The following is an 18,802-nucleotide window of genomic DNA, read 5'->3' as shown; positions in this document are numbered from 1 at the left end:
TCAACAATTGGAAGACGGACACAAATGGAGTTGACTGACGCAAACGGAGAAACCCTTTGGGGATTCTCGTTGGAGCGCCGCGTCCGTTGGTGGGGCAACGCCAAGGGGGCACGGCATAGCCGGTTGTCTCCACGCGTGTCCGGGCACAGACTATGAGACGATGCCCAATGCGTTTGGACTGATCGATCCGAATGACCCGGAGCTGCGCGACGAACAGGCGGTCGCGCTGGCGACGCTCGTCGGCGGGTCGGGCGGCGGATCTGGGAAGAAGATCGGCGCGAAGATGATCGTCGGCCGCAGCGGGCGAATCATCGGCGGCGTGACGATCGGCGGCTGTGTCGACGCCCAAGTCGTCGAGGCGGCGGACGCGCTGATGACGGACGGCGGAGCGGGGCAGCGGCTGCTGTCGATCTCGCTCGACGACGACGAAGCGTTCGAGATCGGCCTCACCTGCGGCGGAACGCTCGACGTGCTGCTGACGCGCGTGATTCCGTCGTCGGAGTCGGATCCGACGGTCGCGGCGCACCGGCGCGCGTTGGAGCTTCTCGAGGCCGGCGAGGCCGCGGTCATCGTCACGCCGCTCGACGCGCCGGCCGAAACGCAAACGTTGCCGGCGTCGGAGATCCCTGACGCGGGCACCGATTCGCGCGTTTTTCTCGACCGCGTCGCTCCTCCGCTCACGCTGGTGATCGTCGGCGCGGGTCAGATCGCGATGACGCTCACGCGGCTCGCGCGCGAGTTGGACATGCGCACCGTCGTCGTCGACGGACGGGATCGGTACGCGACCGCCGCGCGATTTCCCGACGCCGGCGAGATTCGCGTCGGCATGCCGTCGGAGATCGTCGCCGAGCTCGCGCCGGGAAAGAATGCCGCCGTCGTGCTCGTGGCGCACGACTATAAGTACGAGCTGCCCGTCCTCCGACAGGTGCTCCGCTCGCCCGTCGGCTACATCGGTCTGCTCGGCAGTCGAAAGCGCGGGGCCGCCGTGCGAGACCTGCTCGCCGCCGAAGGCTTCACGGCAAACGAGCTGGCGCGCGTGCACACGCCGATCGGTCTCGATCTGGGCGGCAAACGTCCGGAGGAGGTCGCGCTGTCGATCCTCGCCGAGGTCGTGGCGGTGCGCAATGGAAAGCGGCCGTGAGCGCGGTGCGCGCCGTCGTCCTCGAGCATTTTCGGCATCCTCGGAATCGAGGTCGGCTCGACGGCGCGGACGCCTCGGTCGAAGGGGCCAATCCGCTCTGCGGCGATCGCGTGCGCGTCGAGCTTCGCGCGGAGCAAGGCACGATCGCCGACGCGCGGTTCACCGCCGACGCGTGCGCGCTTTGCGTCGCCTCGGCGTCGCTGCTCACCGAGCGCGTGCGAGGAATGCGGCTCGACGCCGTTTCGAGTGTAGACGAGCGATGGCTCTTCGCATCGCTCGAGGGTGAGCCGCCCGCGCCTCGCCGAAAGTGCGCGACCCTGCCGCTCGACACCCTGCGCCGCGCGGCCGCCAGCCTTCACCCGTCGGCGCAATGATCATCGGCCTGCTGCTGGCTGCCGGCGGCGGGAGGCGATTCGGATCGCAGAAGCTCGCGGCGCGCGTGCACGGCGTTCCGATCGTCGCGAGCGCGGCCCGGTCGCTGGCGACGCTCGTCGACAAAATGATCGTCGTCGTCGGCTCCGAGTCTCGAGCCGTGATCGACGCGCTCGACGGCATCGACGCGACGTTCGTCGAGAACCCGCGATGGGCCGACGGTTTGTCGACGTCGCTCAGGCTCGGTGTCGCAGCGGCGCCCAACGAGACCAAGGCGATCGTCGTCGCGCTGGGTGATCAACCGGGGATCGACGCGGCCGTCATTCGGAAAGTCGTCGCGCGTTGGCGCGAAACCGGTTGCCCGATCGTTTCCACGCGTTATCGGGGAAGTCGCGGCCACCCGGTGCTGCTCGGCTGCAGCGTCTTCCCGGAGGTCGCGGCAATTTCCGGCGACGTCGGGGCGCGATCGCTCATCGAGCGCGATCCCTCCCGCGTCGAGGTCGTGGACATCGACGCCGACGCTCCGCCCGACGTCGACACACCGGGCGATCTCGCGGCGCTCGACGCGTGATTGACGGCGGAACGAGGCCGCACCGTCCCCTCGCTCCGCACGGCGTAGCGCGATATCGTTGAGCGCCGTGCCGACACACCGACTCTCCAGTCAGACAGCCGGAGACCCATTTCGATGCTCGCTTCGATTTCACGTGCACTCCTCTGCGTCCTCTTCGTGTCCGCGGTCCTGCTGGAACCCGCGAACGCACAAACTCCGCGCCCGGTGACGATGGCCGGACGATCTACCGTCTACGCGCCGAACGGCGTCGCCGCGACGAGCCAGCCGCTCGCCACGAGCGCGGCCATCGAAGTGATGGAACGCGGCGGCAACGCGATCGACGCCGCGGTCACGGCGGCCGCGGTGCTCGCCGTCGTCGAGCCGATGATGACGGGTCCCGGCGGCGACATGTTCGCCATCGTATGGAGCGCGAAGGAGAAGAAGCTCGTCGCGCTCAACGCGAGCGGGCGAGCCGGATCGTTGATGACGCGTGAGGAGTTGCTCAAGCGCGGACGCACGCGAATGCCGACGACCGGCGTCGAGACGATCACCGTGCCGGGCGCCGTCGGCGGCTGGGACGCGCTGCTCAAGAAATACGGAACGATCACGCTCGAGAAGGCCGTGCAGCCCGCGATCGGCTACGCCGAGAATGGATACGTCGTGACGCCCGTGATCTCGGGCGACTGGGCCGGTGCCACGAGGCGGCTCCAGAGCGATCCCGGTGCGACGGCGACGTTCATGCCCGGCGGCCGCACGCCGAAAGCCGGCGAATGGTTCCGCAACCCCGACATGGCGAACTCACTCCGGCTCATAGGCAAGGAAGGTCCGGCGGCGATCTACGGCGGCGAGCTCGGACAGAAGATCGTCGCGCGCATCAAGGAGCTCGGCGGCTTCGTCACGCTCGAGGATCTCAAGAAGAACCAGCCGACGTGGGTCACGCCCATCTCGACGACGTTCAAAGGCTACCGGGTCTGGGAGCTGCCGCCGAACAACCAGGGGATCGCGGTGCTCGAGATGCTGCGGATACTCGATTCCTATGACCTCAAGGCGATGGGCGCGAATACAACGCCTTATTTGCATCACCTGATCGAAGCCAAGAAGCTCGCCTACGCCGATCTCGTGCGCTACGACGGCGACGCAGACCACCTCACGATCCCGCCGAGCCAGATTCTCTCCGATCCGTTCATCGCCGAGCGGCGGAGTCATATCGACGAGCACAAAGCGCAGACGCACGTCGATCCGGGTCCGGCCCGCACGGCGAGCGAGACGGTGTACCTGACCGTCGCCGACAAAGACGGCAACATGGTGTCGTTCATCAACAGCTTGTTCGACGAGTTCGGTTCGGGCATCGTCGTGCCCGGGACCGGGTTCGCGCTTCACGATCGCGGCGCCGGGTTCACGATGGAGCCGAACCTCCCGAACACCGTCGCTCCGGGAAAGCGCCCCTTCCATACCCTCATTCCAGGATTCGTAACGAAGCCCGGTCCGACTTCCGCCCCCGACGGCACGGGCGACGAGCCGTTCATGAGCTTCGGGTTGATGGGCGGCGCGATGCAGGCGCAGGGGCACGCGCAGTTCCTGATCAACCTGCTCGTGTTCGGCATGGACTTGCAGGAGGCGATGGATCAGGGCCGCTTCCGCCATATGGACGCCGCGCGGGTCATCGTGGAGCCGGCGATTCCGGACGGCGTGATCGCCGGCCTCAAGGCACTGGGACACGAAGTGAGCATTGCCAAGCCGTCACAGTTCGGCGGTAGCCAGGCGATCATCAAGCTTTCCCACGGCTACGCCGCGGCCTCGGATCCGCGAAAGGATGGGCACGCCGCTGGATACTAGATCCCGGAATCCCGCGGCGGACTGAAGTGATGCAAGGATTTCGTAGACGTCGTGGCAAGTGACATGGCGATGCACCGCGGGGTCCGTCATATTCGGCAACTCACGCGAACAATCACTGACGGGAGGGGGCAATGCGATTCACGATGGCAATGACGGGCGTGCTGGCGCTGGCCACGGTCGCGCCGCTCGCGGCGCAGCAGCAACAGAGCAAGGAAAAGGATCCGACCAAAGCCGTCGCACCCACGGCTCTGCCGGCCGGCTGGACGATGCGTCTCGACGACAAGGACGCGTCGAAGAACGCCAAGTTCGAGGCGATGGGCCCTGGCTTCCACGTGACGTCGGGCGGCGCGGGCATCTACTACCGTGCGGCCGACGCGCAGAAGGACAACTTCACCGTCTCGGCGAACTTCCGCCAAGCGGAGAAGGGTCAGCATGCCGAGGCATACGGGTTGTTCACGGGCGGCCGCGAGCTCAACGACCCCGCAAAGGAGACGTACCTCTACTTCGAGGTGCGCCAGGACGGAATGTTCTACGTCGCCCACCGTTCGGGCACCAACGTGCACAAACTCGTCGATTGGGCCGCTAGCCCGGCGATCCACAAGTTCGATGACACGCCGAACACGAACGACCTCGCGATCAAGGTCGCCCCGGACTCGGTTCGCTTCTTCGTCAACAACACGCAGGTGAGCGCGGTGCCGCGCAGCGGCATGAGCGCCGACGAGAGCGGCGACGTCGGACTGCGGGTGAATCACAACCTGAGCGTGCACGTCGCCAACTTCGCGGTGAAGCCGGGCGCGAAGTAGTCCATTTCTCGGGCGCGCAAGCGCTAGCGAGGGCGGTGCCCCAGACGACATCTTGGGGCATCGCCCTCGCGGCGTTTTTTTACGCCGCGTTTTATCGCAGAACCTCGACCAATCGACATGACCGCTCCGCGAACGTCCGCGGCCGTAGCGAAGCCGACCGCATACACGCCTCCGGAGGTCACCGGCCACCGCGCCGCCGTGGCCGCGAGCTTCCTCGGCTGGACGCTCGACGCGTTCGACTTTTTTCTCGTCACCTACACGCTGACGGCGATCGCCAAGGATTTCGGGCGCCCCGACAAGGCAATCGCGCTGTCGTTGACGATTACGCTCGCCTTCCGGCCAGTCGGCGCGTTCATCTTCGGCCTCATGGCGGACCGCTTCGGTCGCAAAATTCCGCTGATGATCGACCTCGTGTTCTACTCGGTGGTCGAAGTGGCGACGGGACTCGTACACTCGTACGCGGCGTTCCTCGTGCTGCGCGCCCTCTTCGGCATCGGCATGGGCGGCGAGTGGGGGGTCGGAGCGTCGCTCGCGATGGAGAAGGCGCCTGCCCACCGGCGCGGCGTGCTGTCGGGATTGCTGCAAGAGGGCTACGCGGTCGGCAACCTGCTCGCCGCTCTCTGCTTCTTCTTCGTGTTCCCGCGCTGGGGCTGGCGGCCGATGTTCTTCATCGGCGGCATCCCGGCGTTGCTCGCCCTGTACGTGCGGTCGTTCGTGAAGGAGTCCGAGGTCTGGGAGCGAACGCGACATCGGGACTGGGGCGCGTATGGACGCGGCCTCGTGTCGCACCTGCCGCTTTTCTTCTATCTGTTCGTGCTCATGATGATGATGAACTTCATCTCGCACGGCACGCAGGACATGTATCCGACGTTCCTCAAGCGCGACTGGAGCTTCACCCCGCAGCGGATCGCGGTGATCTCGGCGATCGCCAACGTCGGCGCGATCACCGGCGGCATTCTCTTCGGCTACTACTCCGACCGGGTCGGCCGCCGGCGCGCGATCGTGAGCGCGCTGGTGCTCGCCATCGTCGTGATTCCGCTCTGGGCGTTCTCGAAGACGGTGCCGCTCCTCGTCGTCGGCGGGTTCACGATGCAGTTCATGGTTCAGGGCGCGTGGGGTGTGATCCCGGCGCACATCAACGAGCTGGCGCCGGACTCGGTGCGCGGTTTCCTGCCGGGATTCGCCTACCAGTGCGGCGTCGCGGTGGCCGGGACGGTCGCGTACATCGAGGCGATCTTCGCCGACCGAATGACCTACGCGACCGCGATGGCGTTCACAGCGGCTACCGTCTTCATCCTCGGCGCGATTGCGGCATGGGCCGGCAAGGAAAAACGCGGCGTCGCATTCGGAGAAGTGGCAGCAGTAACGATGGAATAGGCTCATCGGTCCACCGATCCACCGATCCACCGGTCCACCGGTCCACCGGTCCACCGGTAAACGCCCGCCCTAGGCGTGACGTCACATGGACGTGTTCACGCAATCATCGGTGATCGCGGGCGACGACGGCGACCTGCCGTCGCTCGTTGACGAGGTCCGGTCGGGGAAACCCGCGGCCCTCGAGCGGCTCATCACGCGCGTACAGTCGCGTGTGCGCGGCTGGGCCGTCCGCTTCACCGGCGACGAGGACACGGCGGACGACGTCGCCCAGCAGGTGTTGATCGGCCTCGACCGCCGAGTCAAACGCTTCGATGGTGCGAGCCGCTTCACGACCTGGCTGTTCGCGGTGACGAGGAACGCGGCTTTATCGGAGCGGCGCAGGACGGAACGACGCATCGCCCTGGCGAACGAACACCAGTCGCTCGCGCTCGACGAATCGAGTCGAGCGGGGGCCACGGATCCGGACGCCGCGCGCCTGGCCGCGCTCGTCGTCAAGTACTTCGACGCGCTTCCCGGCCGGCAGCGCCAGGTCTTCGAGCTCGCCGACCTGCGCGGGCTCACGCCGACCGAGATCGCCGCGAAGCTCGGCATGGAGGCCGTCACGGTACGCGGACATCTGTTCAAGGCCAGGCGCGCGATCCGCGCCAAGCTGTTGGAGCATCACGAGCGACTGCTGGAGGAGTACACCGAATGAATTGCATCCAGGCACGTGAAGCGATGCTCGTCGCCGAGCCGGGCGAGCTTCGCGCCGGCTATCCAGGCGAGTCGGAGCTCGCGGCGCATCTGCGCGACTGCGAGGCCTGCCGGACGCTCGCCCGCGCGCTCACGGGTGACCTGAATCGACTGTCGCTGCGGGTGCGAGCTCGATCCCGGCGCCGAACGCTGATGCTCGCCGCTCTACCGATCGCCGCGGTGCTCGTCGCGGCGGTCACGCGCACGAGACATCGAGCGGAGCCGAGCGCGGTGGCTTCGCTTCCGAGCAACGACCGTCCGGCTAGCGTCGTCTCAGTCGACGTTCAAGTCGGACAGCACGCGACGGTGATCAAAACGGCTGATCCGAAGATCACCCTCGTTTGGATTTCCTCCGGGAGCAACTGATGCGATTCGCTCGACTCTCAGTCGTGGCCCTGTTGGCGCTGGCGAGCACACAAGCGTCGGCGCAGCAGCAGTCGGATACCAGTCGAAAAGCTCCGGGATCGGCCGTCCGCCAGAATGATTTCATCGTGAAGACGGTGGCGCTCCGCCACCTCACGTCGGCCGAAGCGGTGAAGCTGCTGTCGCCATATTCGACCTCGCCCGGCGGCGGCGTGTTCGACGTGCCCAACGTTCGCGCCGTCACGATCCGCGAGTCACAGCGGATCTACAACGACATGATGAACGTGTTGGAGAAGTACGACCGCGAGCCCGCCTCCGTCGTCCTCAACTTCCAACTCGTGGCCGCCGAGCCGACGAACACACGCGACCCCGCCGTGGCGGGCATCGATTCTCTGCTGCGCAATGTGCTCAAGTTCAACGGCTATCGGCTGCTCGGCACCGCGTTGGCGACGACCGGTGAGAACCACATGGTCACGCAGACGATCGCCGGCGACAACGAGATGCTCTCGCTGACGGTGGAAGCCCGCGAGGTGCGCGTCGAAGGGAACGACGCGAGCGTGAATCTCTACGTGTCTCTCGTCAGACCCGCCGTTCCCGCGCAATCGAACGGGACGGTGTCGGTGGGCGGGCGGGCGGCCGTGACCCTGCTCACGACGGGCGTCACGGTGCCCATTGGGCAGACGGTCCTCCTGGGAACGTCCGCCATCGACAACGGGAAGAGCAGTGGGCTCATCCTCACCGTGCGCCCGCAACTTGCCAGGCGCTAATCAGTCGGACCGCAGCGCCTCCATCGGATCGACCCTGCTCGCTCGGCGAGCAGGCACGTAGCACGCGAGGATCGCCACCGACGCCAGGAGTGCCGTCACCGCGACGAACGTGAGCGCGTCGTGTGGTTGGACGCCGAACAACTGTGTTCTGAGCATTCGCGTCGCCGCGGACGCCCCGACGAGTCCGATCGCCACCGCGACGCCGACGAGCTTCGCGCCCTCGGCGACGACCATCCGCGTCACCCGTCGCGCGTCCGCGCCGAGCGCGAGGCGGATTCCGATCTCCTGAACGCGCTGGCTCATCGTGTAGCTCAGAACGCCGTAGATGCCGACGGCGGCGACGAGCACGGCGACGACCGAGAAGATCCCGACCAGCCACATCATGACGCGCGGCGACGCGACGACGGCGTCGAGATCTTCCTGCATCGAGCGGAAGCGCCAGATCGGCTGATCCTTGTCGACGCGCCACAGCGCTTGCCGCACGCCTAGGGCGACGGCCTTGAGATCGTCTCCCTTCGTCCGCACGACGATGCTGGTGAAGATCTGCGGACGCTGCGCGTGCGGCACGTACGCTTGAAGAAGCGGCGTTTCGTCGAGCGTGAAGTGTCGCGCGTCGCCGACCACGCCCACGATCGTCCACCAATCGTCGCCGGCGAACTTGATTCGCTTTCCAATCGGCGATTGTCCCGGCCACATCTTCTCGGCGAATGTCTTGTTGACGACGGCCACGGGGAGCGCGCCGGCGCGATCGCCGTCCTCGACGTCCCGGCCGGCGAGCACGGGGATCCGCATCGTCCGGAAATAGTCGGTCGTGATGCTGTTGACCTGCACCTGCGCCGCGTCGCTCGCGGCGACCTCGCCGCGCCCCTCGATCGCGGTCGGGTACTGCTCGCCGTTCCCGCTCAGCGGCGAGGCGCGAACGAGGGCGGCCGACTCCACGCCCGGAAGCGAGCGAAGCTCGTGCACGGTCCGGTCGAACATCGTCCAGATCTTTTCCGGCGTGTCGTACTTCGCGGCGGGCAAACGGAACTGCGCCGTGAGCAGACGATCGCCGTCGAAACCGGGATCGACATGCTGGAGCGCCATCAACGAACGCGCCAATAGGCCGGCCGACGCCAGCAACGAGAGTGAGAGCGCGAGCTGCACGACGACGAGCGCGTTGCGCGTCGAGACGTGGCTGAGCCCCGCGCCGATGCGCGAGCGCAGCATCGCCGTGAGGTCGGTGCGCGACGCCTTCCACGCGGGAACGAGGCCGAACAAAACGCCGCACGCCAACGACACGCTCAAAGCAAATGCCACGACTCCGCCGTCCACGGAAACGGTTTTCGGGTCGACCGGCAGCTGCGAACCGATGAGCGACACGAGGACTTTGGTCAGCCCGAACGCCACGCCGAGACCAATCACGCCCCCCATGAGCGAGAGAACGACGCTTTCCGTGAGGAGCTGGCGCGCCATACGCATCCGGCCGGCGCCAAGCGCCGCGCGAACCGACATCTCGCGTGTCCTCGACGCGCCGCGCGCCAGCTGCAGATTCGCGACGTTGGCGCACGCGATGAGCAACACGATCAGCGCGGCGCCGAGCATGAGCAGCAGTCGGACCTTGCTCTGCGCGACTCCGAATTCCTTGAGCGAGACGACGTCGGCGCTCGTCCCGGTGTTCGTGATCGGGAAATCGTTGGCGAGTTGCTTCTCGATCGCTTTCAAATCGCGGTCGGCCGCGGCCACGGTCACGTCAGGCTTCAGCCGGCCGACGACCGAGATGCCGCGAGTTCCGCGGTCGAGTCCATGCGCGTTGGGATAGTACCCGATCGGGACCATCACGTCCGGCGCGGTCGAGTACAGCGGCACCGGCATGTTCGGCGCGGTGATGCCGATGACGGTAAAGACGGTTCCGTTGATCGTCAGCGGCTTTCCCACGAGCGATGGATCCGAACCGAATCGACTGACCCAAGTCTCGTGCGACACGATCGCGACCGGTGCTTTGGTCGCGAGCTCGGTCTCAGCCTCGGAGAAAAGCCGGCCGCGTTCGAGCTTGGTGTTGATGACCTTGAGGAAGCTCGCCGACACGAAGGCGCCGATGAGCCGGTCGGGCGTGTCGCTTCCCGTGAGGTTCACGCTTTGGCCGCGGAATGCGCCGAGGTCGACGAACGTGCGATTGAGCCGGCGCCAGTCGACATAGTCGGCGTACACGACGCCCTGATTCGACTGCGTGCCCTGTGAACCCCAGATGATCGTGAGGCGGTCGGGGTGGTCGTACGGCAGCGGACGAATCAGCGACGCGTCCACCACCGAGAAGATGGCCGTGTTCGCGCCGATGCCGAGCGCGATCGTCGCAGCGGCGACGGCTGTGAACGCCGGACGCCGCATCAGGCCGCGTGCGGCGAACCGGAGGTCCTGAATGAGAATGTCCATGTTGTCCTCGGGCCGTTCATTGGAGAGAGGAGTTCGCGCGGCCAGCCACTCGCGCGGAATCGTGGCGCCGAGATCGGCGAACAGACGAAGGACCTCGCGAGCATAGACAGCCCGTCCGCCAACGCGCGCCTCGCGCAAGCGATCGTCGGCCAACTCGGCGATCTCGTCGCCGAACCGTTCGACAAAGTCGCGCGGCAAGAGCCGGAGAGCGCCGCGATAGAGACGCCCCGCGCGAGACCGCCGCGTCACGCGACCCCCGGGTCGCGCAGAATTCGCTTGCCCCGAGCCACCCGCACGACGCGCGTCAGCCTCGACAACTCCGCTTCGAGCAACCGCCGGCCCTGGGGAGTCATTCGGTAGTAGCGACGCCGCTCGTCGTCGTCGGGACGCCGACGCCGCGGCGACTCATCGATGAGCCCGGCGCTGAGCATGCGTCGAATGGATCCGTACAGCGTTCCCGGACCCATGTGAATGTCGCCCTCTGTCGCCGTTTCGATTTCCTGCGCGATCGCGTACCCGTGCCGTTCTCCCTCGGCGAGAGCGAGCAGGATGTGCAGCACGGCCGGCGTGAGCGGCGTCTGCGCGGCGTTCTCTCGTATGGTCATGCCGAGACTATATCCGCCGCGGATGTAGTTGGCAATGGCGAGGTGATGAGCGGGCTGACGTCGTTCGCGGTTTGACCGATCCACCGGTCCACCTGTCCACCTTCGAATTTCCTTTGCACCTTCACGTGACTCCTGAATCAGAGAATTCGCCATGCGGGCGTTCACGGTCGTCGTTGCCGCATTCGCGCTCTCACCATCGCTCGTGTTGTCTCAAACGAAGCCGCGTGAAAGCGAACTCAAGCTCCCGATCGGCGGCACGCCGGGGCCGCTCGACGCGATCACAGACGTCGCTGGTGTCGAAGTCGGACACGCCACGATCATCTCTGGCAACGGCAAGTTGGTGGTGGGACAAGGCCCTGTGCGCACCGGCGTGACGGTCGTCCACCCGCGCGGCAAAGCCAACCCGGATCCCGTGTTCGCCGCGTGGTTCACGCTCAACGGCAACGGCGAGATGACCGGAACGACTTGGGTGGAGGAGAGCGGTTATCTCGAGGGCCCGATCGCCATCACGAACACGCACAGCGTCGGCGTCGTACGCGACGCGATCATCAAATGGGAGGTCTCGCAAATGAACGTGCTGCAGCCGTGGTGGCTGCCCGTCGTCGCCGAGACCTACGACGGAAGTCTGAACGACATCAACGGATTTCACGTGAAGGAAGAGCACGCGATGACCGCGCTCAATTCCGCGACCGGCGGGTTGCCGAAAGAGGGTGTTGTCGGCGGCGGGACTGGGATGACTTGCTTGGGCTTCAAGGGTGGCATAGGCACCGCGTCGCGCAAACTGCCGGCGAATCAGGGGGGATACACCGTCGGCGTGCTCGTCCAATGCAACTTTGGCGCGCGTCGCGATCTGCGGATCGCCGGTGTGCCCGTTGGCGAGGAGATCACGGACCTCCAACCGTGCATCGCGAACAACGAACCCGATCCGCCGACCGTACGGCGTCGGCATTGCGACGCGCCAGGGCACGACGACAAGGTCGACGACAGGTCGGAGCAGGGATCGATTATCGTCGTCGTCGCGACGGACGCGCCGCTCCTTCCGCATGAACTCAAGCGCATCGCCAAGCGCGTGTCGCTCGGCGTGGGCCGACAGGGAGGATTCGGCGGCAACGGTTCGGGCGACATCTTCGTCGCCTTTTCCACCGCGAACCCGAAGGCGTGGTCGTCGGACAGCGTGGTGTCGGTCAGGATGCTGACGAACGATCGGATTTCTCCGCTCTTTCAGGCGACCGCGCAGGCCACCGAGGCAGCAATTACCAACGCACTTCTGGCCGCTGAGACGACCACCGGCGCGAACGACTACCGAGTGTACGCGATGCCGGTGGATCGGATGCTCGACGTGATGAGGAAGTACGGCCGCCTGAAGTAGGGTGCGGCGCCGGCGAAGAGCTCAGCCGTCTCCGCTGCCCGCCCGTCCACCGGTCCACCTGTCCACCTGTCCACCCGACACGTAGCTTCTCCTCTCCACCCCCCCGTCTCCCCACGGAGGCAACCATGCGCGTCGGCATCCTTCGTTCGCTCCTCGTTCTTTCACTCGGTCCCGTGGCGGTTCTCGCCGCGCAGCAACCGGCGCCGGCAAGCGGCTCGGCCAAGCAGATGCAGCCGGCGGACCTCAAGGCGTGGAAGACCATTCGCTCGCCGGTGTTGTCTCCCGACGGCAAATGGTTCGCGTACGTGCTGGCGCCGAACGAGGGCGACGCGAACGTGATCATTCGATCGACGGGAACGGACAACAAGGAATACACGTTCCCGATCGGCAGCTCCGACGGTGGTCGCGGCGGTGGCGGCGGGCGAGGCGGCGCCGCGCCGGATGCCGGCGGCGGTCCGCTCGCGATCAGCGCGGATTCGCGCTGGGTGGCGTTCATGGTTTACCCAGCGGCGGCCGGTGGCCGCGGAGGGCGGGGAGGTGCGGGTCGCGGCGGCCGCGGTGGCGGCGCGCAGACGACCGACGGCGCCGCGCAGACGCCCGCGCCGCAGAACAAACTGGCGCTGGTCAATCTCGCGACCGGCGAGAAAAAAGAATTCGATCGCGTGCGGCGCTACGCGTTCAACGGCGACAAGCCGACCTGGCTCGCGATTCAAGCTCCCGCTGAAGCGCCGTCCGCTCCCGCGGGGAACGCGGCGGGTGGCGCGGCCCGAGGCGGTGGCGCCGGAGGAAACGCGGCGGCCGGACGCGCCGAAGGCACCGATCTGCTGCTCTACAACCTCTCGAACGGCGAAGCGGTGAACGTCGGCAACGTCGCCGAATTCGGATTCGACGACAGCGGCGACTGGCTCGCATACACCATCGACGCGCGCGACGCGATCGGCAACGGCGTTCAGTTGCGCAACATGAAGAGCGACGTCGTTCGTCCGATCGACTCCGACCGCGCGCTGTATCGCCACCTCGTGTGGTCCGACAGTCTCGACGCGCTCGCCGTGCTTCGAGGCCGCATCGATTCGACGGCGCGCGACACCGTCTACTCGGTCGTCGCGTTCAGCAACATCGCGGCGCAGACTCCCACGAAGACGGTCTTCGACGCGTCGCAGCACGCCGAGTTCCCGAAGGACATGGCGGTCTCGGTGGATCGGGCGCCGCGACTGGCCGAAGATCTCTCGGCGGTGTTCTTCGGCGTTCACGCGGCCAAGAAGCCCGCCGCGCTGCTCGCGGGCCGAGGTGGCTCGGTGATTCAGGCAGGCGCTCCCGGCATGGGCGGCACGATCAACCAGCCGCGCGTCAACGAAGCGACCGAGGAGAACCCGTCGCTCATTCTCTGGAACGTGAAGGATCCGAGGCTCCAGTCGCAGCAGATCGTGCAGGAAGCGCAAGACCGCGCGTTCACCTTCCTGTCCGAGTATCGCTTGGCCGACAACAGGTTCGTGCAACTCGCCGACGAGGCGCTGCGCAACGTCAACGTCGCGCCGCACGACCATTTCGCGATTGGCACCGACACGCGCGAATACGAGAACAACGCGTCCTATACCGGCCGCACCTACGAGGACGATTTCACGGTCGACCTGCGGACCGGCAAGCGGGACCTCGTGCTCAAAAAGCACCGCCCGTCGATCCGCATCGCGTCGCCGAACGGGAAGGAAGAGCTGTACTGGGGCGACGACGGCAACTACTGGGTGCTCGACCTCGCGACCGGCGCCAAGCGGAACGTCACGAAGGGAACTGGCGTCAACTTCTCGAACACCGACGACGACCACAACTATCTGGTTCCTCCTCCGCGCGCGCCCTTCGGCTGGACGAGAGACGGCGCGTCGGTACTGCTCTCCGACGGCTGGGACGTGTGGAAGGTGCCGACGAACGGCACCGGCTCGGCGGTGAATCTCACCGTCAACGGGAAGCGCGATCAGATCCGCTACAACCGTGTCTACGCGTTCGAGCGGGGCGTGACGACGGGTGGCGGTCGCGGCGGCCGCGGTGGGCGCGGCGGCGGTGGCGCGAGCTTGGGGCTAGATCTCTCGCAGCCGTTGTACGTCGGCGCCTACGGCGAATGGACCAAGAAGGCCGGTCTCTCACGCGTCGATCCGGGAACGCCCGGCGCGAAGTCGCTCGTCTGGGACGACGCGACCTTCGACTTTCAGAAGGCGCGTGAAGGCGACGTTTTCCTGTACACGAAGCAGACGTCGCGCGACTTCCCGAACTACTTCGTCGCGAACGCGGATTTCAAGGGAGGCCGCCAGCTCACCGACGCCGATCCGCAGCAGAAGGATTTCGCCTGGACGAGCGGCGTGAAGCTGATCAACTACACGAGCGCCAAGGGCGACAAGCTCCAGGGCGCGCTCTACCTGCCCGCGAACTACGAGCCGGGCAAAAAATATCCGCTCCTCGTCACCATCTACGAGAAGCGGTCGAACCTCGCGAACACGTACGTGACGCCGAGTGAGACGAGCACGCCGAACCGCAGCATCTACACGAGCCGCGGCTACGCGGTGCTCGATCCGGACATCGTCTATCGCGTCAACGACCCCGGTATGTCGGCCGTGTGGTGCGTGATCCCGGCGGTGAAGGCCGCGATCGCGACCGGAATGATCGACTCGTCGAACGTCGGTCTCTGGGGCCACTCGTGGGGAGGCTACCAGACGGCGTTCCTCGTCACGCAGACCAACATCTTCAAGGCGGCGATCGCCGGCGCACCGCTCACGAACATGGTGAGCATGTACGCGTCGGTGTATTGGAACACCGGCAACTCCGACGCGTCGATCTTCGAGGACAGCCAGGGCCGGTTCAAGGGAAACGTCGCCGAGAACACCGAGGCCTACATCCGCAACTCGCCGGTCTTCCACGCCGAGAAGGTGAAGACGCCGCTCATCATCCTCGCCGACGACAAGGACGGCGCGGTCGACTTCAACCAAGGCATCACGTACTACAACACGCTCGCCCAGCTCAAGAAGGACGTGATCCTGCTCGAGTACGTCGGGGAGAACCACGGCCTGGCGCGTCCGATCAACCAGAAGGACTACGCGATGCGTCAGAAGGATTGGTTCGACCACTACCTCAAAGGCGTCCCGGCTCCCGACTGGATGACCAAGGGAATTCCGCGCATCAAGATGGACGAGTATTGGCAATCTCTAAAGGCGCAGCAAGCGGGGCCGATCGTTCCGTGACGATCGCGCCCCCGCAGCAACCCGACGTCGAAGAACCCAAGGACCTTGGGTTAGGCTCGATCGTCGGCGGCGCCAACGAAAAGCGGCTGCTCAACCGCGACGGCTCGTTCAACCCGCGCCGTCGCGGTCTGCCGTTCATGACCCGGTTGGCGCCGTACCATTTTCTGCTCACGATCAGCTGGCCCAAGTTCCTCGCGCTCGTCGGCGTGGGATTCTTCGCGGCCAACAGCCTGTTCGCGTTCTTGTATCTCGCGTGCGGCGCCGGGGCGCTCGAGGGAATTCCGTCGAGCCAGACCGGCGGGTCGTTCGGGCGGGCGTTCTTCTTCAGCGTCGAAACGCTGTCGACGATCGGCTACGGCAACATCGTTCCGAACGGCGTGGCCCCGCACCTCGTCATGACCTTCGAGTCCCTCACCGGGCTCCTCGTCTTCGCGCTCGGCACGGGAATCCTCTTCGCGCGATTCTCGCGCCCGACCGCGGCGATCGTGTTCAGCAACAGGTCGGTCGTCGCGCCGTACCGCGGGATCACGGCGTTCATGTTCCGCGTCACCAACGCCCGCAGCAACCAGATCGTCGAGATCGAGGCGAAGGTCCTGTTCAGCCGTATCGAGGGCTCGGTGCGTAAGTACGACGAGCTCAAACTCGAGCGCTCGCGCGTCACCTTCTTTCCGCTCAGCTGGACGGTCGTCCACCCGATCGACGAAAAAAGCCCGATGCGCGGCTACACGCACGCCGACTTCGTGGCAAAGGACGCCGAGTTCCTCATCCTCCTCGCCGGCATCGACGAAACGTTCTCGCAGACCGTCCACGCCCGCTCGTCCTACAAGCCTGAAGAGATCGTCGTGGGCGAGAAGTTCGTCAACATCTACAACGACGTCGACGCGGACGGTGTCATCAGCATCGACGTGCGCAGGCTGAGCGAGACCGAGCCGCCGCCCGAAGACGATTACTCACAGACTTCGACGTGGCACCACACGGGGCACTTCGCGGGGTACGCGCCCCGCAAGAAGTAGCGAGCGAATCGCGAGCGGTTCAGTTCGCTTCGGAGCTCGCGTCCTCGACGTTCGCCGGATAGGCGGAGCCGCCAGCCGATCCGTCTCCCGACGCCGGCACCTTCGGGCCTTTCTCCATCACTTCCCGGCAGCAGGCCGCGAGGACCGCTTCGAGCGCCTCGATGCCGTCGTCAGTCGCTTCCATGAACAGATCTTTCACGACGGACTCGGCGCGCTCGAGGGCGTTGATCAGCATCTTGGCGTGCACCCGACTCGGCATCACGCCGCAAACCTTTGCCGTGGCGCGATTTCCGATCGGCTTGCGGAGAACGACTACCGCGCCGCGTTTACCGGGCTGCGTGAAGTAGTCGGAGGTCCGGACCTTTCGATTCTTCCGCGGTCCTCGGCCTCCGCTCCCCCCTGCTCCCGCCCCTTTTCGCGGCTGTCGCGCCATGTTGCCCCGGTTTGAGCCCATCCTGCCGAAAAACATACATCAGGGCACGCTCACCTTCGAGTCGGGGCTGCGGTGGTCGTTGGCGCCGCTCGCCACCCCTTCGCGCACCACTATGGTATGCCCGTCCCCCTGGGTGTTGCCGAACTTGACCGCGTGGCCCATCGCCCGGAGCTGGGCGGCTACCGACTCGGGGATCGCGTCCTTTTCGAACGCAACCGTGTCCGGCAGCCATTGGTGGTGAAACCGCGGGTTGTCCACGGCCTGCCTGGCGTCGAGCCCGAAGTCGATGACCCCGAGGACGATCTCCATCACCGTGTTGATGATCGTGCGCCCGCCCGGCGATCCGGTGACCATGAACAGCTTCCCGTTCTTGGTCACGATCGTGGGGCTCATCGAACTGAGCATGCGCTTGCCCGGCGCGATGACGTTGGCGGGCGTGCCGATGTCGCCCGTGAGATTCGTCTCGCCGGGTTTCTTGTTGAAGTCGCCCATCTCGTTGTTGAGGATGAATCCCGCTCCATCCACGACGACGTGCGACCCGAATCCGCCCTCGAGCGTGAACGTGTTCGACACCGCGTTGCCCGACTTGTCGACGATCGAGAACTGCGTCGTCTCGTCGTCCTCGGCAGAGGCGACTTGCGTGACGATGTCGTGTCCGAGCTCCACGCTGCTCGACGCATGCGCCAGGTCGATCGATGCGGCGAGCGACTTCGCGTATGCCTTCGACGTGAGCCGCGCGATCGGCATCTTCACGAAATCCGGATCGCCGAGGTAGCGCGCGCGGTCGAGATACCCCCGCCGCATCGCTTCGATCTCCACGTGCAGCGCCGCCGGCGACATGCCGCCAAGCTTTGCGAGGTCGAACCGCTCGAGAATGTTGAGCATCTCGAGCATCGTCACGCCACCGCTGGTCGGAGGCGGCATCGTGATCAGGTCGTACCCGCGATACGTACCGTGCAGCGGTGCGCGTGATTTCGCCTGGTACGCCGCGAGATCGCGCTTGGAGATCAAGCCGCCGTTGCGCGACATGGACGCGGCGATGCTATCGGCGATCCATCCGGTATAGAACGCGTTCGGTCCCTTCGTCGCGATGGCGCGGAGCGTTCGGCCAAGATCGCGCAGGCGGATCGTGTCGCCGGCGACCCACTCGCCGCCGCCAGGCTTGCCGTACGCCGCGACCGAGGCGGGGTACGGCTTCATGTGCTCGGCCACCTCGCGGTTGAGCGAGCGCGCCAGGGCCGGTGAAAGGACGAATCCCTTTTCCGCGAGCTCCACGGCCGGCATGACGTCGTCCTTCCACGCGAGCTTGCCGTACGTCGAGTGCGCCAGCGCGAGACCGCGCACCGTGCCGGGAACGCCGGGCGCGAGATAACCGGTGGCCGTGCGCTGGCGCACGATTTTGCCGGTCGAATCCAGGTACATCGTCTGCGTCGAGCGCATCGGCGCGCGCTCGCGATAGTCCACCGTCGCCGACGAGCCGTCGGCCAGCCGGATCACCATGAACCCGCCGCCACCGATGTTCCCCGCGCTCGGGTGCGTCACCGCCAGCGCGAACGCGGTCGCGATGGCGGCATCGACCGCGTTGCCGCCCTTCTTCAGGATCGCCGCTCCGGCGTCCGAGGCCGGCGCCGATGTCGTGATGACCATTCCGCCGCGGGAGGTGACTGGCGGCGTCTCAGCCTGCTGCGCCAATGCGCCGGCGCCAAGTCCGACGAGCAGTGCCGCGGCTGGGGGGAACGCGCGAATCGCGAACTGGTTGGTTCGGAGCATGAAGACCTCGAGACGATGCGGTACCGGTCGGTTGC

The 18,802-nt window shown here is 66.2% G+C and carries 16 protein-coding genes; 12 read left to right on the top strand and 4 right to left on the bottom strand.

Annotated features, from left to right (window positions below; translation table 11 throughout):
* Nucleotides 1-160: 160 nt before the first annotated feature.
* The 9 genes from VGQ44_08020 to VGQ44_07980 all read left to right on the top strand — a co-directional run bounded on the left by VGQ44_08020 (nucleotide 161) and on the right by VGQ44_07980 (nucleotide 7,941).
* Nucleotides 161-1,141, top strand: coding sequence for an XdhC family protein (locus VGQ44_08020; GenBank protein HEV8446751.1), 981 nt, complete (start codon nucleotides 161-163; stop codon nucleotides 1,139-1,141).
* Complete coding sequence (locus VGQ44_08015) at nucleotides 1,138-1,515, top strand: iron-sulfur cluster assembly scaffold protein (protein HEV8446750.1); 378 nt, start codon at nucleotides 1,138-1,140, stop codon at nucleotides 1,513-1,515. Before VGQ44_08020 ends, VGQ44_08015 begins: the two co-directional genes overlap by 4 nt.
* Nucleotides 1,512-2,084: a nucleotidyltransferase family protein gene (locus tag VGQ44_08010; protein ID HEV8446749.1), complete on the top strand. Its 573-nt coding sequence runs from the start codon at nucleotides 1,512-1,514 to the stop codon at nucleotides 2,082-2,084. Before VGQ44_08015 ends, VGQ44_08010 begins: the two co-directional genes overlap by 4 nt.
* Nucleotides 2,085-2,294: 210 nt before the next feature.
* The gene (gene ggt / locus VGQ44_08005) at nucleotides 2,295-3,899 is read left to right on the top strand and encodes a gamma-glutamyltransferase (protein ID HEV8446748.1); all 1,605 of its coding nucleotides are present in this window, start codon (nucleotides 2,295-2,297) and stop codon (nucleotides 3,897-3,899) included.
* A gap of 131 nt (nucleotides 3,900-4,030) precedes the next feature.
* Entirely contained in the window at nucleotides 4,031-4,702 is a 672-nt protein-coding gene (locus tag VGQ44_08000; protein ID HEV8446747.1) for a hypothetical protein, read from the top strand.
* Between the two features lie 117 nt (nucleotides 4,703-4,819).
* On the top strand, nucleotides 4,820-6,079 hold the full coding sequence (locus VGQ44_07995; protein ID HEV8446746.1) for an MFS transporter: 1,260 nt from the start codon (nucleotides 4,820-4,822) through the stop codon (nucleotides 6,077-6,079).
* A gap of 85 nt (nucleotides 6,080-6,164) precedes the next feature.
* The gene (locus tag VGQ44_07990; GenBank protein ID HEV8446745.1) at nucleotides 6,165-6,773 is read left to right on the top strand and encodes a sigma-70 family RNA polymerase sigma factor; all 609 of its coding nucleotides are present in this window, start codon (nucleotides 6,165-6,167) and stop codon (nucleotides 6,771-6,773) included.
* The gene (locus VGQ44_07985) at nucleotides 6,770-7,177 is read left to right on the top strand and encodes a hypothetical protein (GenBank protein ID HEV8446744.1); all 408 of its coding nucleotides are present in this window, start codon (nucleotides 6,770-6,772) and stop codon (nucleotides 7,175-7,177) included. Before VGQ44_07990 ends, VGQ44_07985 begins: the two co-directional genes overlap by 4 nt.
* Nucleotides 7,177-7,941: a hypothetical protein gene (locus VGQ44_07980; GenBank protein HEV8446743.1), complete on the top strand. Its 765-nt coding sequence runs from the start codon at nucleotides 7,177-7,179 to the stop codon at nucleotides 7,939-7,941. Before VGQ44_07985 ends, VGQ44_07980 begins: the two co-directional genes overlap by 1 nt.
* On the opposite strand, the gene VGQ44_07975 is transcribed toward VGQ44_07980, so the two are convergent.
* Together VGQ44_07975 and VGQ44_07970 are read right to left on the bottom strand one after the other, a co-directional pair.
* Nucleotides 7,942-10,602 (bottom strand): ABC transporter permease, encoded by a 2,661-nt coding sequence (locus VGQ44_07975; protein HEV8446742.1) that lies wholly within the window; start codon nucleotides 10,600-10,602, stop codon nucleotides 7,942-7,944. It lies immediately after the preceding gene.
* Entirely contained in the window at nucleotides 10,599-10,958 is a 360-nt protein-coding gene (locus VGQ44_07970) for a PadR family transcriptional regulator (GenBank protein ID HEV8446741.1), read from the bottom strand. The genes VGQ44_07975 and VGQ44_07970 overlap by 4 nt, the downstream gene beginning before the upstream one ends.
* 151 nt (nucleotides 10,959-11,109) lie before the next feature.
* Here VGQ44_07970 and VGQ44_07965 point away from each other — a divergent pair, with 151 nt between their 5' ends.
* The 3 genes from VGQ44_07965 to VGQ44_07955 all read left to right on the top strand — a co-directional run bounded on the left by VGQ44_07965 (nucleotide 11,110) and on the right by VGQ44_07955 (nucleotide 16,564).
* On the top strand, nucleotides 11,110-12,327 hold the full coding sequence (locus VGQ44_07965; protein ID HEV8446740.1) for a P1 family peptidase: 1,218 nt from the start codon (nucleotides 11,110-11,112) through the stop codon (nucleotides 12,325-12,327).
* A 125-nt stretch (nucleotides 12,328-12,452) separates the two neighbouring features.
* Nucleotides 12,453-15,551, top strand: coding sequence for a prolyl oligopeptidase family serine peptidase (locus VGQ44_07960; protein HEV8446739.1), 3,099 nt, complete (start codon nucleotides 12,453-12,455; stop codon nucleotides 15,549-15,551).
* Nucleotides 15,548-16,564: an ion channel gene (locus VGQ44_07955; protein ID HEV8446738.1), complete on the top strand. Its 1,017-nt coding sequence runs from the start codon at nucleotides 15,548-15,550 to the stop codon at nucleotides 16,562-16,564. The genes VGQ44_07960 and VGQ44_07955 overlap by 4 nt, the downstream gene beginning before the upstream one ends.
* Nucleotides 16,565-16,583: 19 nt before the next feature.
* Here VGQ44_07955 and VGQ44_07950 read toward each other — a convergent pair whose 3' ends face one another.
* Complete coding sequence (locus VGQ44_07950) at nucleotides 16,584-17,018, bottom strand: hypothetical protein (protein ID HEV8446737.1); 435 nt, start codon at nucleotides 17,016-17,018, stop codon at nucleotides 16,584-16,586.
* Nucleotides 17,019-17,036: 18 nt separating this feature from the next.
* Nucleotides 17,037-18,767 carry a gamma-glutamyltransferase gene (ggt, locus tag VGQ44_07945; GenBank protein HEV8446736.1) on the bottom strand — a complete coding sequence of 577 codons (1,731 nt, stop codon included), beginning with the start codon at nucleotides 18,765-18,767 and terminating at the stop codon, nucleotides 17,037-17,039.
* Nucleotides 18,768-18,802: the final 35 nt, after the last annotated feature.

It is taken from the genome of Gemmatimonadaceae bacterium (assembly GCA_036003045.1).
GTDB lineage: Bacteria > Gemmatimonadota > Gemmatimonadetes > Gemmatimonadales > Gemmatimonadaceae > JAQBQB01.
This window is presented reverse-complemented; position numbering and strand designations above follow the sequence as displayed.

Coding starts and splice junctions, on each gene's coding strand:
- VGQ44_08020 (HEV8446751.1), top strand. CDS start 161: ATGCCCAATGCGTTTGGACTGATCGATCCGAATGACCCGGAGCTGCGC.
- VGQ44_08010 (HEV8446749.1), top strand. CDS start 1,512: ATGATCATCGGCCTGCTGCTGGCTGCCGGCGGCGGGAGGCGATTCGGA.
- ggt (HEV8446748.1), top strand. CDS start 2,295: ATGGCCGGACGATCTACCGTCTACGCGCCGAACGGCGTCGCCGCGACG.
- VGQ44_08000 (HEV8446747.1), top strand. CDS start 4,031: ATGCGATTCACGATGGCAATGACGGGCGTGCTGGCGCTGGCCACGGTC.
- VGQ44_07995 (HEV8446746.1), top strand. CDS start 4,820: ATGACCGCTCCGCGAACGTCCGCGGCCGTAGCGAAGCCGACCGCATAC.
- VGQ44_07990 (HEV8446745.1), top strand. CDS start 6,165: ATGGACGTGTTCACGCAATCATCGGTGATCGCGGGCGACGACGGCGAC.
- VGQ44_07985 (HEV8446744.1), top strand. CDS start 6,770: ATGAATTGCATCCAGGCACGTGAAGCGATGCTCGTCGCCGAGCCGGGC.
- VGQ44_07980 (HEV8446743.1), top strand. CDS start 7,177: ATGCGATTCGCTCGACTCTCAGTCGTGGCCCTGTTGGCGCTGGCGAGC.
- VGQ44_07970 (HEV8446741.1), bottom strand. CDS start 10,958: ATGACCATACGAGAGAACGCCGCGCAGACGCCGCTCACGCCGGCCGTG.
- VGQ44_07965 (HEV8446740.1), top strand. CDS start 11,110: ATGCGGGCGTTCACGGTCGTCGTTGCCGCATTCGCGCTCTCACCATCG.
- VGQ44_07960 (HEV8446739.1), top strand. CDS start 12,453: ATGCGCGTCGGCATCCTTCGTTCGCTCCTCGTTCTTTCACTCGGTCCC.
- VGQ44_07950 (HEV8446737.1), bottom strand. CDS start 17,018: ATGGGCTCAAACCGGGGCAACATGGCGCGACAGCCGCGAAAAGGGGCG.
- ggt (HEV8446736.1), bottom strand. CDS start 18,767: ATGCTCCGAACCAACCAGTTCGCGATTCGCGCGTTCCCCCCAGCCGCG.